Here is a 15,105-nt window from a genome sequence, read left to right as displayed (position 1 = left end):
GTTATTCTCAAAAATACGTATTGAAAACCGGGCGAAAAGCCATATGATCAAAATCATGTTTGTTTCGCTTATTCTGAGCGGCCTTGTGGTTATTCCGGCCCGGGCACAGATCGCACCGGATGAAGATCCGACGCTAATTGGTGTGCTCACTCCCGACGATGATGCGTACATCTATCATGATGAGGATATGGTGCTGCCACTTGGACATGGTTATCATGTTTACCGTGAACACGACGGGGAAGAGGTCAGACTGACCGAAGAACCTGTGTACCCGGCAAGCAGCGGCAATGAATTCCGCAGAATGACAGGTGATATGTATTCCGATATAGAGTCGGCACTCGAAGATGCAGATACCCCTCAGGAGGTATTTTTCTTTCTGCGGGGAAATGCATTTGACCGCGGTTTGCTTGCATTTACGTTCCCCGAAGTTGCCCGGGCTATGGGTATGCTGTATGTGGATGAGGATCCTGTCAAGGAAGAATCTGTGCGATACCGTTTTGAGATGGTCAACCAGCGGGGTGAACCGACCGGACGGGAACTGGAAGAGGAGCTTGTTCTCGAACCCCTGTCAATCGACCCGCCCGAAATGGAAGAAATCAAGCGCCAGGGCAGGGATGTCTCCGTCCGCTGGGAGTATCCCGCTCACGGAACAGGAACGGACGATGAGGTCGTGATACGTTTTGAGGTTTATATGAAGCCCGAAAATGAGGAGTATTTCGAAAAAGTAACGAAAGAGTCACGTCTGCGTCTGGAAGGACAAACGGAATTTGAGTACCGGTTCCCTGTAGACCGTGAGATCGAAACCGCAGAGTTTGCTGTAGCTGCATTTGATATCACTGGTGAAAACAGAATCCTTGCCGACCCGGTTGAGGTGTCGCTGGTGGATAAGCGGCAGCCGGAGTCCATCCTGGAAGTTTTTTCCACTGTTGTTGACGGAACGGTGGAGCTAACATGGCCTGTGAGTTCGGATGCGGGAGTTGCCGGATATCATGTAAGGCGCATCAATACCCAGACCGAAGACACCACATATCTGAACGATGAACTGATCGATGTTGATGATCCGCGGTTTACAGACCGCACCCTGGAATCCGGCTATCATTATCACTACTTCGTCATTGCCGAGTCAGAATCAGGCATACGTAGCGAACCGGGCAATCCGGCAATCGAAAACATCATTGCTGTCCATTATCCCCCTACTCCGGCAGATCTTTCCGCTTCAGTGGATGAAGAGGAAATGGTAATTGAGCTGGACTGGCAGAATCCGGAACAGGATACGCTGTTCAACACCTATGTTGTGCTGCGACGCCCCTACAGTCATGAAGGAGAAAGTGATGAAGCCTTCTCCCAGATCAACGAGGGGCAGCTGACCGATACGAGGCTGGTAGATCAGGGGGTGGCCGGTGAAGGATTTGAAGAAGGCCGGTACTATGAATACGGAGTCGTTGCCGCCAACAGGCAGGGATTGCGCAGTGATACCGTGTTTATCGTCAAGCAAATGCCGGTACTGACTCCACCCGAACCGCCGGCCACGCTGCAGGCGGATCTGGGTAGCGGAAACCGGGCGCAGCTAAGCTGGAGTGCCTCTGCATCGACATCGGTTACTTCCTATAATGTCTACAGAGTCTCGGAAACGGGTGATACAACCGTGACGGAACGTCCTCGCGGACGACGGTTTCTTCAGGATGAAGATATTCAGACCGGACTGGTCTACAATTACCACGCCACAGCGGTGGATTCGGTCGGAAACGAAAGCGAACCGGTTCATGCCGAAGAACTGCATGTCCGGGATCAAAATCCTCCGCCGTCGGTTCGGAATGTACAGGCCAATGAAACGGATGATGGCGTGCGTGTTACCTGGGAGCGTTCACCGGCGCGGGATCTTGATGGTTATGTGGTAAAGCGGGCGACGTTATCCAACGGGGTATATGAAGAAATTACCGACGAAATAACCGAAGATACCGAATTGGTTGATCCTGACGGGGAAGCGGGTCTGTGGTACCGCGTTCTTGCCGTCGATGAATCGGGCAACCGCAGCCGCCCGGGATCAGCACGGCAGGCACGGGATTGATTCTGCATGAAATACTCATGACAGGACTGGCATCAGGGTATACGAACACATGATTGACTTCCGGTCATTAAATCGTATCTGGCGAAATAACAGGTACCCGGATCTATACCAAGATATACATGCACATGACATGATTACATTCCGATCAAGCAATCATATCTGGCGACACAAAAGGGATCCGGAAATACACGCATAAAACATGATACACTGTTTTATAAAACATGATACACTGTTTTACTGATCACTGATCACCTTCCAGCGGCTCCAGCTCAGCCGAAAAATGGCGCAGCACACTCGGAGCATCAGTAATGCGATAACCGCAAAGATGTTCCCGCTGCCGGTACGTGTGAATGACCACCTCTGCCAGATAATCAATATGGCTCTGCGTGTAGACGCGCCGGGGAATGGCCAGCCGCACCAGCTCCATCGGCGCTTCGCGTTCGGTGCCGTCCGGCTGCAATCCGAACATCACACTTCCGATCTCCACAGCCCGGATGCCGCCGGTCAGATAAAGAGCGTTGGTAAGACTCCAGGCCGGATATTGCAGCGACGGGATGTGTGGCAGCATCTCCCGGGCATCGATGTAAACCGCATGCCCGCCTGTTGGCCGGATGATGGCGATTCCCGCATCCGTGAGCTTTTCACCGAGATAGGCGGTGGACCGGATGCGATAGCGCAGATATCCCTCATCGAGCGCTTCATGCAAGCCAGCGGCAACGGCTTCCATATCATAACCGGCCATGCCGCCATACGTCGGAAACCCCTCCGTCAAAATGCTGAGGCTGCGGCACTGCCGGGCCATGTCATCATCATTTAGTGCCAGAAAACCGCCAATATTTGACATGCCGTCCTTTTTTGCGCTCATGGTGCAGCCGTCGGCGTAGCTGAACAGCTCCCTGGCAATCTCAATGGGCGACGAATGTTCGAAACCGGGTTCTCTTGTTTTGATGAACCAGCAGTTTTCCGCAAACCGGCAGGCATCCAGAAAAAAGGGGATGCCGTACTTCCGGGCAATGCGGGATACCTCACGGATGTTTGCCATGCTGACCGGCTGACCGCCTCCGGAATTGTTGGTAACCGTAAGCATGATGACCGGGATGCGGTCTGCCCCGACGTCACGTATCGTCGACTCCAGTTTATCGGTATCCATGTTCCCCTTGAATGGATGATCGGTCTGCGGACGGTAGCCCTCGGCGATCAGCAAATCCCGGGCCTCACCACCCTTGTGCTCCACATGGGCACGGGTCGTATCAAAATGGGTGTTGTTGGGAATGACACTCTGACCGGCGGACACCATCAGGCTGAACAAAATATTTTCAGCAGCGCGGCCCTGATGTGTCGGGATGACATGCCTGAAACCGGTGATGTCCCGGACAGCTGAGTCGAATTTGTAGTAGGATGAGGAACCGGCATACGATTCGTCGCTTTCAATCATGGCCGACCATTGGCGGGAAGACATCGCCCCGGTCCCGCTGTCGGTTAACAGGTCTATGAGCACATCTTCGGCCTTCAGCAAAAATGGATTCCATCGCGCCTCTTTCAAAAGCCGTTTCCGCTCCTCCATATCGGTAAATTGAATCGGCTCAACAGACCGGATGCGGAACGGTTCAATTATGGTTTTGCTATCCAGCGGGGACAAAGTCATGGTGGCAGGGAGTTGTGGTGGCGGATGTCAGTAACATTCAGCGCAACAGGTTACAGAATACTACCGGATTATCGTCATTTTCTGATGAAATATCCATGGCCGGACAGGGTACTGAACACCCGGGGACGTGAACACCTGAGGATCCGAACACCCGGGGACGTGAACACCTGAGGATCCGAACACCCGGGGTCGTGAACACTTCGGGATCCAAACACCCGGGGTCCGATCAACCCGGGTATCAGAACATCCAGAGTCCGGACAACCAGGGTATTCGTACACCCTGAATCGTGAGTAATCGATGACCTGAATCTAAAGTGGCATGATTAAAAACAGAAATGCCAAAACATCATGCCGTTTCTCCGGCTGATACAACTTCTGACCGGTTCTGATATCTCATCGCAACGCGATATACTATAAATCCGCCGGCAACGCAAAAGGGGATAATCATCATTGCCGTCTGCAGCCCGATCCGGTCAGCCAGAATGCCAATGAGCCATGGGACACTCATGCCACCCCCGAGGGCAATGACAAAGACGATGCTGAATGCGGTTCCGGAAAGCCGGGCATACATTTCACCAACAAAGGAGAGAATTACCGGAAAGATGGCGGCAAAGCCGATGCCGACTACAAACAGACCGGCCACGGCGATCCCGGTGTGGCCGGAAAGCAGCAATACAAGTGATCCGGCCAGGGACAGCGCAAAACTGATATCAAGCACCGTCGATCCGGACATGCTCAGAAGTATCCGGCCCTGGAAAAATCGTGCCAGTGTCAGGCCGAACCAGAAAAGTGACAGAAGCAGCACGGAATAGCGGGAGGCAACTTCGTGAACCTCGAGAAAATAGGTGGCTGACCAACCGCCCATGGACATCTCGAGTCCGCCCTGAAAGAACAGCACAAATCCAAATAGAATAAGGGGCCGCTGCCGGAACAGGCCGGCGCTTTCGGTCAGTGGAAAGCCGCGGTTGTGTTTGGGGCGCGGGAATTGCAGTACCAAAAACAGCAGCAGTGGCAGCACGATCATGGCGCCGACCGTTGAAATAATTGCTTCGTAGGAGAAGCGGTCGAGCAGGGAGCCGAGCAGGAGTGGCACGCCAAAAGCCCCGATTCCGAAAAATACACCGAGATAGGTAAGTCGTGAACCGCGGCGACCTTCACTGATATCGGAAACAAGGGCGTTGGTCCCGCCGTTGATGGCTCCGCCGGCAAAACCGGTACAAAAGATGGCAGCATAGAGCAGGTAAACCGATGGTGCGTGGGCAATACCCTGAAACGTCAGAATGATCAGACCGGCACTTGCGGTCAGCAGCGGCTTGTATCCGAAACGGTCTACAAGCGGACCAAAAACAAGGGATCCACCGACAATTCCGAAACTGAGCATCACAAAAAGAGACCCGGCATCGGCCTTGTCCAGATCAAACTTGAGAATCACCGACGGAAGAATAGAACCCAGCACCGTCATGACGATGCCATAGATGAGCATTCCAAAGCATGCCGAAATAAATACTTTTTGCGGATGGAATCCGGACATGAAAGTAAATGTTGCAGGTGTCAGATATGAAATTTCCGCTAATTATAGAGAAATTTTGTATTAGAGAAAAAGCTTTACCGGATAATTGTCATTTTCTCGTGCCCGGTCCAATCAGGCGTTTCAACTCTGTAGATATACATGCCGCTTGCCAGGCGGGAGGCATCCACCTGGAAGCTGTGGTATCCGGCAGAAAGCCGGACGTTGTCGCGGAGTGTTTTCACACGCCTGCCGTTGACATCATAAATAGTGATACTCACCCTGGATTCTTCGGGCAGAGTAAACTGAATAGTTGTGGAATTATTGAATGGATTCGGATAATTGGGGAGGATGCCATGATCCCGGACAGGTTCGCCATCGTGCATCAGAAGCGGATCGCCCTTCACATGAATGCCGCCAACCCGGAGTTCGTCCCGGTCGTGACCGTCCTCATCCCTGTCATCACCGGTATAATAGTATCGCCAGGCGATTTCGGCATAGGGTTTGTTTTCCAGAATTCCCGGAAGTTCGACAAGTTCAAAATCAAGGCTGTGGCCGGATTCGTCGTTTCCTTCATAGGTGACCGGGTCACCGTGCTCATCGGTGACATCCTGAAAAGATCCTTCGCCGTTTATCCGGTATTGAAGCCGCAGGCCATACCGCTTTGATCCCGGTTCAACCGTGCCGCCGGTCCAGCTCACCCTGATGTTCTTCATCTCCCTCGTGTCCAGGGCCAGCGATGCCGCTCCCAAACGCCTTCCGGGATAACCGTCAATATCCGGTTCAGATGTGTTCAGAAAAGAGAAACCATTGGAGCCCAGCCCGTTTATTCTGCTGCCGATAGAAGAGTTATAAGGTCCGGAGGTGAATCCTGCCACTTCATCATCATCACGCGGGTCATGGTTTTCCATGTACATGAAAACCATGTTTTCCGGATAGGAGCCCGGCTCTTCATCCGCATCCCACGTTTCCAGGAAGTATGCATCATTTGAGAGCTGGTGAGGTTCCGGGTAACGATCCTTGCTTCTTTCGCCCGGGACAAATACGGCTTTGATTTCCATATTGCCCCTCGGTCTGACCTGCAGCGTGTCTTCGGGATATCCGTCGCTGACACCCTTGCCTTCCCAGTGAGAGAACCGGTATCCGTCGTAGGGATGGGCGACGAGCGTGACCGGAAATTCCCGGAAATAAGTCCCTTTCCAGGGATACGTGTTTTCAGAGGAAGCGGGACCCTCGAGATGTTCGTCGATTTTCAGACTGTTGATCTGAACCCGGCCTTTTTTCAGGCTGGAGACATCGATGGTCAGCTCAGCAGTTCCTTTCAGGTCAAAATACTTCGCGATGTGTTCGAAGTGATACTGCGGGCGCTCTTCGGCAAACTTCCGCATCCGGTCGATGTAAAACCGCCATCGTTCCTTTGATTCAATCTGACCCCACCTCATTATGTGTTCTTCGATGACCGGCTCCAGGTTGGCCTCGAACTTGTCGATGAGCGAAATGACATGTTCGGGATGGAATACGGAGTTCATGTAATCCACCGAGCGGTTGATGAAGTCGTTGCGGAAGGTTTCGTTTTCAAGCAGCTCCCGGATAAGAAATGTGGACCAGGCTGGGTTGGGCCAGTTACCGTAATTCGGGTTGGTCATGTGGTTCATCATATCATAACTGGTTACCCGGAACGGGTTCAGCCCTCCGAATGCGGCATCGGTATCCACAAGCATCCAGCGCCAGCGGCCGTCGTGTCCGGGCGGTGCATCCGGGTCATACTCAGTCTGCAACCGCCAGTAGTCATTGTTGTTGCCGGGCCAGTCGATATTGCGGATAAACGCCTGGGTGCTGATGTAGTCCAGAAAATTGTCGACATCGATCATCGTGGTAATGTGTTCGTAATGATGGTCCCGGGTGATGTCGTTTTCCCGGATATAGTCGAGCATCTCATTGTAGTGCTCGTTGCTGCCTTCCTGGATTTCGGCATTGTCTTCAAGCATGTCAATGCGTCCGGCATCCACATTGTAATTCCGGGCCAGGTAGTCGGTGTCGTACCGCTCCCTGAAATTCTGAATACCCCAGTACTCACCGTTAATGAATACGATAACCGGCCGGTACGCCTGCGTGTCGAAATTGAAATCCCGCACCAGCTCCTGCAGGAAGGCGTCCCGGAACATTGTTGATCGCACAAAAAAGTCCTGTCCGGAATTGCGCAGGATCAGACGGTTGTAACTGTCATAAGGCAGGTCGGGAAAAATCCGGTGGTTGATTCTGTTCTCGCCGTAATCACTGCGCGCATAAAAACGCAGTGATTTCATGGAGAGCGACCGCGAGGCGCCACCGTGAATCCGTATTCCGATATCCTGTACATGTTCCAGGTTTCCGTGCTCATCGAACAGCTCAAAAGTGGCCGGACGCTCCCATTCACGGCCGCGTTCACTGAAATTCCCAATCAGGTGGCTGTCATCCGCTCCTTCTGCCCGGTCGTCGTAGACCTTTCCAGGCACATAAATGCCGCGTTCGTAATCAAACAGATGCAGCGAATCAGTGACAACGGATACCACCGGAAGATGATAGCGGTCGGGTCCCTGGTCGTCGATGAAGTAGGAGTGTGTGACGACCGGTGAGGGTCGGGCGCCTTCCCGGAATACCCGCGCCCTGACTACGGTGCCTTTGAAAATATTTTCCAGCGGCTCGATCCAGCGGAATCCGGTAGTGGGCACGATGCCCGGCGGCGAGGTCTTGATCATCGAGAGATTGTTCGGCTCGGAACTGCGGTCGGTTATGCGGATGGGCCCGGTGTAGCGGGGACTGGTTGTGTCGGGAAGCGAGCCGTCAAGCGTGTATCTGATCTCGGCATCACCCGGGCCGGCGGTCAGTTCCAGATCGAATCCGGAATGGTAGAATCCGCCGGAACGGGAAAACCCGGGCGGGTCGATGTCTTCAAGGAAACCGTCAGATTCGTTGGATTGTCCCGGCGTCGGGAAGCGGAAAAACTGAAAATGGTCGGAGCCGTCGGGCAGCCGCCCGTATGAAATATCGGGTTCCATAGGGATGGGCGGCACCAGGTCGATGGTATTTCCGTTGATATCCGTCAGTGAAATCTGTTCGCCGTCACGGCTGACCCGGAAATTGGCGTGGAGCTGGCGGTCGGGGTCTCTGCGGTCCTTCCCGGAAGCAAAAATCAGCATGAATTCACCCGGTTCGATGGTGACGTCGGGGAACTGCCATCGCCAGGGGCGGTCGGGATCGTCGGAAAGGCCGACCTGATGCAGGTTCACGGGCTCGGACTCAGCATTGTACAGCTCAATCCAGGGGACGTTGTCTCCGTCCTCATCCTCTATATCGTTGTGGTTGGTGGCAAGGATTTCGTTGATGTAAACCTTTGGGGTGGCGGATAGTGCGTTGTTGGAGCCACTGTTCGTACCGTTAGCATGTGCGTTGATGTTAAGCGCTAATCCTGTTCCCGGTGAGGTTGTTGCAGTGACGGCCAGCAGCAGAACGGCAGCCATAAATATCAGCGCAATCGCAGCGGAGCGAAATATCGTTGCAGAGAATCGGGTAAGTGAGACGAATCGGATCATGACGCTGGATTAGAACGATCTGCCGAAGCTGAGTCCGGGCATCCACTGGAATCCCCTCAGGTCGAGAAAATCATTGAGATTAATGGCGCCGCGATCATCCAGTTCATGAAAAAAACCGGTGAGCTCACTGTCTATCGTAATCATATAGTAAGGGTAGAGGCCGATTCGAAACAGATAGTCACTGACGGAAACCCGGTAGCTGATGATCGATGTGAGGGCAAGTCCCCGGTAGCGGTTGCCGAGCTCGACATCCTCATAGCCGAGATCATAGGGTCCGCCATTGAAACTGAAACCGACATAGGTGAGTCCGAGTCCGAGTTCCAGCTGCCGCACCCCTTCGAACAGTGTGTAGCTGACCGAAGCCGGTATCGAGAAGACATCGACAAACAGATCATCGCCGCGGTCTTCGTACCGCAGTTCATCCGAAAAGCCGAAGTAGGAGAAGCCGATACGCGCGTGGAGGTTGTCCTGCAGTGAGCGTTCATAGTTGATGCTGAGCAGGTTGATCGCATTGCCCAGCATTTCCACATAAACAGCATTGCGTCCGCTGCGCTCCAGCGGGTTTGATTCGGAATCGTCAGGTTGCCTGGCCTGCAGTGAACCTGCGGCAATCAGCAGGACGAGACACAAAACGGGGGTTTTGTACAGATGTATCATGATGCATCCGGGATTGGAAAAGAAACTGAGAAGGGATGGGATGAACGGTGCTGCAGCTGTTCATCAGGTACAGGCCGGTTACCATTTTCTTGGAGAAAGCAGACCAACAATCACTACAAATACCACAGAACCGATGATGGACCAGATGACCGGAAAGTTTGTATCGCCGATACGGATATTGAATAATTCCGGAAGTCCCATTTGGCCGCTCATCCAGGAACCGAGAAGCGCTCCGATGAAACCGACAACGATGGACACAATGCAGCCACCCCGGCTGAATCCGGCGATGGCCTGTCCGATCGAGCCGCAAATTCCGGCGATGAGCAGAAGCAGTAAAAAATCTATAAAGCCCAAAGTGGTAAATTTAGTTGAAAGATGTATTCTCCTAAGATATGCCGATACGGGGATAAAGTAAAAGTGAATCGGTCTGAAGTGCTGAGTAGTGTATGACTCATTTTTGAGGTAAATTAACAGTATTCACAAAAAGAGTGAGGGAATATGAAAGTGCCGGTTAACATGATCATCACCGTACTGATCTGCGGCGCAGTTCTGGCTGGTGCAAGTCAGTGCAGGTCTGAATCCGGTTCAATGGAAGACAAGCAGGAGGTCATCATATATAACACCTATGGGTATTCTGATGGCGACCAGTGGGTTATCCCCATGAGGGTATATTTTTTGGAGCAGAGGCAGTACTTGGACCGCATGCTGCCGCGGCTCTATGACGTGGTGAGAGACATAGGCAGAGAGGAGCGAGTGGTGTTCAGGCACCGGATTACGGATTTTCTTGCGGACAGCAAGTCCGGTCAGAGCGTCGTGTTTATATTTCGTGGTGATCTGGAAAAGAAAGAGTTTCGGATACGTGATGATGAGGGCGGTTATCCGGAATCAAATCGCAACGGGATTACTGAGGGGTTTCTGACACTTGCAAAAGCGCATGCCAGGCAAATCATGCAGGCACAGGAGGCAGAAGATGGCTGGCTGGATATCGTGGTCATTTCGGATGATCATCAGGGGACTTGAAAAGTGAGGCTGACAGCATCCAAAGGTCTTTCTGTAATTTCTGATATCGATGACACCATAAAAATAACCGGCATGCCGATGGGGCGTGACTTTGTGGTCCGAAAAACATTTTTCGAAGAGTATCAGGCAGCGCCGGGCATGTCCGGCCGCTACGGTGAATGGCATGATGCGGCATTCCATTACGTATCAGGCACGCCCTGGCAGTTTTACAGACCCCTGTACCGGTTTTTGATTCATGAAGCGGGTTTTCCGCCCGGAACCTTTCATATGAAATACACGCCCAAGAACTTCGGCAGCCGCGTGACCTGGAGGCAATTGAGGGAGCTGATAACAGATGAAATGGTGACGCACAACCAAAAACTCAGGCAGATAAGTGACATATTGAGTGATTTCCCGGATCGGAAGTTTATACTGGTGGGTGATTCGGGGGAACGTGACCCCGAGATTTACAGGGAAATTGCCTCGTTGTTTCCCGGTCAGGTAGTGGAGATATATATCCGGGATGTTGTCAATGACCGGAAGCGGAATCCGGAACGGCTTGAAGGTATGACCGTCATATCTGCAGAAACCTTTGTCCGTGAGCAACCGAAGGAGTAAAGCGGCAGTCCGGACGGACAGGAGGAGTGATCCCGGGGCTGATGTTACAGAGGCCGGCAGCACAGTAAAAATCAGGAAGATGCACGCAACGATTTATGCAATTTGATGGTTTTATTGCTAATGTGCCTGTAGGTGCATACTGAAAGTGCATTATGCATGCAGGCATTTTGGTGGTTTTGCTCCGGTTGTCCGGATGTTACAATGGTTAATGCTAAGAATAAATAAACCAGAATATGAAATCAGATTCCCAAAACCCGTATTTCGCTGTTTCGAATCGGCTCATCTGTGCTGTGACGGTTGCAGCAGTACTTTTTGTTTGGAACAGTTCATCAGTGCAGGCTCAGGTTTCCGGACTCAACCCAGGTGATCCGGCTCCGGATTTTTCTGCTGTGAATCATGAAGGTGAGAAATGGGAAGCCTCTGATCACTTCGGTGAGATACTTGTGGTTTTCTTTTTTCCGGCTGCAATGACCGGTGGATGTACCGATCAGGCGTGCAGTTTTCGGGACCATTACGCAGAACTGCGCGAGCTGGGTGCCAGTGTCGTTGGTATCAGCGGTGATCGCGTTGAAAACCTCGATCTGTTCCGGCGGGCCAATAACCTGAACTATCCGCTTTTATCCGACTCTGACGGAAGCATTGCCGAGGCTTTTGGCGTACCTGTCAGAGAAGGCGGTACTTTCACCATCGAAGTGGAAGGCGAAGAAAAAGAGCTGACCCGTGAGGTCACAACAGACCGCTGGACCTTCATCATTGATGAGGATGGCAATATCGCTTATGTTGATAGTGATGTGGACGTTTCAGTCGACAGTGAAGTTGTCATAGCAGCTATAAAGGAGATGAAATCCGGGTAAACACCATATGATATATCCACAGTGGCATGGAAGAGCTGGCACAATTACAGGACTTGTTGGAATGGCTCAGACAACACAAAGTGGTATTGTGGTCGATGGCAGGATTTTCGGTGGCTGTGATCATATCATCGATGGTGGTGATACCCTGGATGATCATCCGGATTCCTGATGATTATTTCATCCGGCATCTGCGTCCGGTGCCGCTCATAACAGCCGGTCATCCGGTACTTGCCCTGTTACTCACGCTGATAAAAAACGGATTGGGTCTGGTGCTTATCGCGGCAGGGGTGATCATGCTCATTCTGCCCGGACAGGGAATCCTGACTATTATAGCAGGTTTGTTGCTGACCAATTTCCCGGGGAAAAGTCAGCTTGTCCATAAATTGGTGTCGCAAAAGCACATTTTGAATGCAATGAACGGACTGAGACAAAAGGCGGGGAAAAGCCCGGTCGAGCTGGAATATAAACAAACATGATTACGTCACGGTTTTGCTGATTCTGACTTTGCAGAAGTCGGGGCCCAGTTCGAGCCGTTCCCATCCTACCCCGAACTCAGAAGCGGTTTCAAGCTTGTTTTTAAGCGGAACAGGCTCAAATGTGTGTACAATTACGAATGACTCACCCGGATTGAGATTAGAAAAAGTTTCAAGCAGCATCGGGCAGCGTGTTTCACACGTCATATCGCGAACATCGAGGATGGCTTCTTCTGTGAGCATAATAATTCTGTTTTAGTTGTTTGATACCGGTTTGCGGGGTGCAGCCATGGAGCTGCCGGTAGTAATACGAAATAGATTTAAGACTATTATATCTTAATTAATTTTTGAGATACCTGCAACTGCGATTTCCGGTCGGTGCGGGCTGTAATTTTTCACCTTCCCGGTTTAATACTGACTGCGGGAAATCCCCGGCAATTTTGTGCGGGTGCGAACTGATTTCTATTATCAGTGATTATGCATGACAGCAACATTTTGTTTCTTTAAATTGCACATGCAGAACTACTTATCCACGAAGCTGCATGCAATGGCACACCATTCATTACCCAGAAAAATGCTGGGTCACTTCCCGACCCCTGTCACAGAACTTGACCGGTTGTCCCGATATCTGGACGGGCCCCGGCTGTTGATGAAGCGGGACGACTTGACCGGACTTGCTATGGGAGGCAACAAGACGAGAAAGCTTGAGTTTCTGATGGCAGATGCGCTGTCCGGGAATTATGATGTCGTGGTTACTGCAGGTGCGATACAATCCAATCATTGCCGGCAGACGGCAGCTGCCGCGGCTGTTTGCGGTCTGGATTGTCATCTTGTACTGGGCGGATCCAAACCTTCACAGGCAGCGGGAAACTATTTGCTGGATCAGCTTTTAGGAGCTCAAATCCATTTTTCGGGAGATTTCAGAAAAGGCGAAACCGTGCCGGAAGTTGTTGAAGAATTAAAATACGGGGGATACAAACCCTATGTCATTCCGTACGGCGGGTCCAATGAACTTGGGGCGGCCGCTTTTTCGGAAGCACTTAAAGAATTGGATACCCAGCTTGCGGATGTTGATGCACACGTTGACCATATCATATTTGCTTCCAGTTCAGGTGCAACACAGGCCGGACTGATCGTGGGGAAAAAGGTTCTGGGCAGGGATTTCGAAATAACCGGAGTTGAAATTGACAAAAACGGAAGCGATGACCGGACTTTTTCGGAGCGGGTGTTAGAACTCACAGAGCAGACGGCTGAATTTCTGGGAGTGCAGGGCGGTTTTTCAGGCAGCGATGTGGTTTCCCGGAGTGATTACCTGGGCAGCGGTTATGGTGTCGTCGGAGATCCGGAGCGACAGGCCATTGCACTGACGGCCCGTCATGAAGGAATACTGCTTGATCCAGTTTATTCAGGCCGGGCAATGAGCGGTCTTATCGACATGATAACCCGAGGGCAATTCACCCGTGACGAGACCGTACTGTTCTGGCATACGGGGGGCACACCGGCTCTTTTTGCTTATGCCGATGAACTGTTGTCATGACCTTCGCGTCTGATGAACAGACCTTTCCGGGCCTTGAAGATCCATCGGTCAATTCTGCGATAATACAAAGCAGGCATACGGTCAGTAAGAGGTTCCCAGCCCCTCAGGTCGTTGACATTATTAGATCTTAACGTTATATACTTGGTTTTTTGGATAGTTTTTTTGAAGTTTGTCGTTTAGATTTTTTAACGCCTAAATCAGAAAAACTCAAAAAACAGAAGCTTAATATGTTACACAAAAGTATCGTTTTGCTCAGTAGTTTCATGCTGCTCTTTCTGGTCTGGAGCTGCGACGATGACAGTCCCACCGGTCCGGATCTCGATGAAGCCCCGGAACCGCCTACCGTTGAAGATGTGGAAATGGATTTTTCCGTATTTGAAAATGCTGAAAATTTCAATGCAGGAGGATTTTCTGTCAGAGAGAAATCCACTGATGATGCACTGGACGTCATGATTAATGAAGATATGCCGGCTTTTGAACAGGCGGCATTGTACGCCCAGTTTGCTCAGGTGTGGTTTCAAACCATGGGGCAGCTTCCACAGGCATTTTTCCAGCAGGAAGCCTGGGGAGAACCCGATATGTGTGACGACAAGTGGTGCTGGGAGTGGAGTATGTCAGCTGAAGGGGAATCAATGACCATGACCGTTACTGCCGAAGACAGAAATGACGTACGCCACTGGGAACTCCGATACACTACGGAAGGAACAGACGAGGATCTGGATAATGCCCTGCTTATTGCCTCCCAGATCAATCTTGATGGTTCGGGCGGCTCCTGGCAGCTCTACGATTTCTTTGAAGATGAGCCCGTCTTTAACGTGGATTATGTCCTTGAGGACGGAGTAACCACAATGGTTGATCTTGGTTACGAAGAGGAAGATGCCCGCTATCTCTATGAAAGGGATGGCAATATGAGCACACTTACACTCTGGGATGTCTTCGAGTCCGGAGAATCAGAAGTAGTCTGGAATAATGAAGACGGTTACGGATACATTCAGAGTCCTGCTTACCATGGCGGTGAACAGGTTTGCTGGGATGAAGATTTCATCAACACCGATGATTGCCGATTATGATTTTCGATTGCTGATGACAAAATAATCTCCTCTTTATCTTAAGAAAAAAGCAAAATTTGAAGGCGATTCCGGGACGGATATGTTACTGGTTTCGCCTTTTTTTTA

Annotated in this window: 13 protein-coding genes; 7 read left to right on the top strand and 6 right to left on the bottom strand. The window is 51.4% G+C overall.

Going from position 1 to position 15,105, the window contains the following annotated elements:
• Window positions 1–43 precede the first annotated feature (43 nt).
• Window positions 44–2,068, top strand: coding sequence for a fibronectin type III domain-containing protein (locus NATSA_RS09500; protein WP_210512024.1), 2,025 nt, complete (start codon window positions 44–46; stop codon window positions 2,066–2,068).
• A 241-nt stretch (window positions 2,069–2,309) separates the two neighbouring features.
• On the opposite strand, the gene NATSA_RS09495 is transcribed toward NATSA_RS09500, so the two are convergent.
• The 5 genes from NATSA_RS09495 to NATSA_RS09475 form a co-directional block, all read right to left on the bottom strand.
• On the bottom strand, window positions 2,310–3,713 hold the full coding sequence (locus NATSA_RS09495) for a tryptophanase (protein WP_210512023.1): 1,404 nt from the start codon (window positions 3,711–3,713) through the stop codon (window positions 2,310–2,312).
• A 346-nt stretch (window positions 3,714–4,059) separates the two neighbouring features.
• Window positions 4,060–5,244 (bottom strand): MFS transporter, encoded by a 1,185-nt coding sequence (locus tag NATSA_RS09490; protein WP_210512021.1) that lies wholly within the window; start codon window positions 5,242–5,244, stop codon window positions 4,060–4,062.
• A 74-nt stretch (window positions 5,245–5,318) separates the two neighbouring features.
• Entirely contained in the window at window positions 5,319–8,792 is a 3,474-nt protein-coding gene (locus NATSA_RS09485; RefSeq protein WP_210512015.1) for a CotH family protein, read from the bottom strand.
• 9 nt (window positions 8,793–8,801) lie between these two features.
• On the bottom strand, window positions 8,802–9,449 hold the full coding sequence (locus NATSA_RS09480) for a hypothetical protein (RefSeq protein WP_210512013.1): 648 nt from the start codon (window positions 9,447–9,449) through the stop codon (window positions 8,802–8,804).
• 78 nt (window positions 9,450–9,527) lie between these two features.
• The gene (locus NATSA_RS09475) at window positions 9,528–9,803 is read right to left on the bottom strand and encodes a GlsB/YeaQ/YmgE family stress response membrane protein (RefSeq protein ID WP_210512011.1); all 276 of its coding nucleotides are present in this window, start codon (window positions 9,801–9,803) and stop codon (window positions 9,528–9,530) included.
• Between the two features lie 234 nt (window positions 9,804–10,037).
• Here NATSA_RS09475 and NATSA_RS09470 point away from each other — a divergent pair, with 234 nt between their 5' ends.
• The 4 genes from NATSA_RS09470 to NATSA_RS09455 all read left to right on the top strand — a co-directional run bounded on the left by NATSA_RS09470 (window position 10,038) and on the right by NATSA_RS09455 (window position 12,396).
• A complete protein-coding gene (locus NATSA_RS09470; protein ID WP_210512010.1) occupies window positions 10,038–10,469 on the top strand; it encodes a hypothetical protein in 432 nt (143 codons plus the stop codon).
• A 3-nt stretch (window positions 10,470–10,472) separates the two neighbouring features.
• Window positions 10,473–11,066, top strand: coding sequence for a phosphatidate phosphatase App1 family protein (locus NATSA_RS09465; protein WP_210512008.1), 594 nt, complete (start codon window positions 10,473–10,475; stop codon window positions 11,064–11,066).
• A 233-nt stretch (window positions 11,067–11,299) separates the two neighbouring features.
• Window positions 11,300–11,920 (top strand): peroxiredoxin, encoded by a 621-nt coding sequence (locus NATSA_RS09460; protein ID WP_210512006.1) that lies wholly within the window; start codon window positions 11,300–11,302, stop codon window positions 11,918–11,920.
• Window positions 11,921–11,946: 26 nt separating this feature from the next.
• On the top strand, window positions 11,947–12,396 hold the full coding sequence (locus tag NATSA_RS09455) for a PGPGW domain-containing protein (RefSeq protein WP_210512004.1): 450 nt from the start codon (window positions 11,947–11,949) through the stop codon (window positions 12,394–12,396).
• Here the strand turns inward: NATSA_RS09455 and NATSA_RS09450 are convergent, their stop codons facing one another.
• On the bottom strand, window positions 12,397–12,636 hold the full coding sequence (locus NATSA_RS09450; RefSeq protein ID WP_210512003.1) for a DUF2249 domain-containing protein: 240 nt from the start codon (window positions 12,634–12,636) through the stop codon (window positions 12,397–12,399).
• A gap of 304 nt (window positions 12,637–12,940) precedes the next feature.
• Between NATSA_RS09450 and NATSA_RS09445 the strand changes: the two genes are divergently transcribed.
• Both NATSA_RS09445 and NATSA_RS09440 read left to right on the top strand, forming a co-directional pair.
• Entirely contained in the window at window positions 12,941–13,930 is a 990-nt protein-coding gene (locus NATSA_RS09445; protein ID WP_210512001.1) for a D-cysteine desulfhydrase family protein, read from the top strand.
• A gap of 227 nt (window positions 13,931–14,157) precedes the next feature.
• Window positions 14,158–15,000: a hypothetical protein gene (locus tag NATSA_RS09440; protein WP_210511999.1), complete on the top strand. Its 843-nt coding sequence runs from the start codon at window positions 14,158–14,160 to the stop codon at window positions 14,998–15,000.
• The last annotated feature ends 105 nt before the right edge of the window (window positions 15,001–15,105 follow it).

Origin of the sequence: Natronogracilivirga saccharolytica (assembly GCF_017921895.1) — a bacterium.
Taxonomy (GTDB): Bacteria; Bacteroidota; Rhodothermia; order Balneolales; family Natronogracilivirgulaceae; genus Natronogracilivirga; species Natronogracilivirga saccharolytica.
This window is presented reverse-complemented; position numbering and strand designations above follow the sequence as displayed.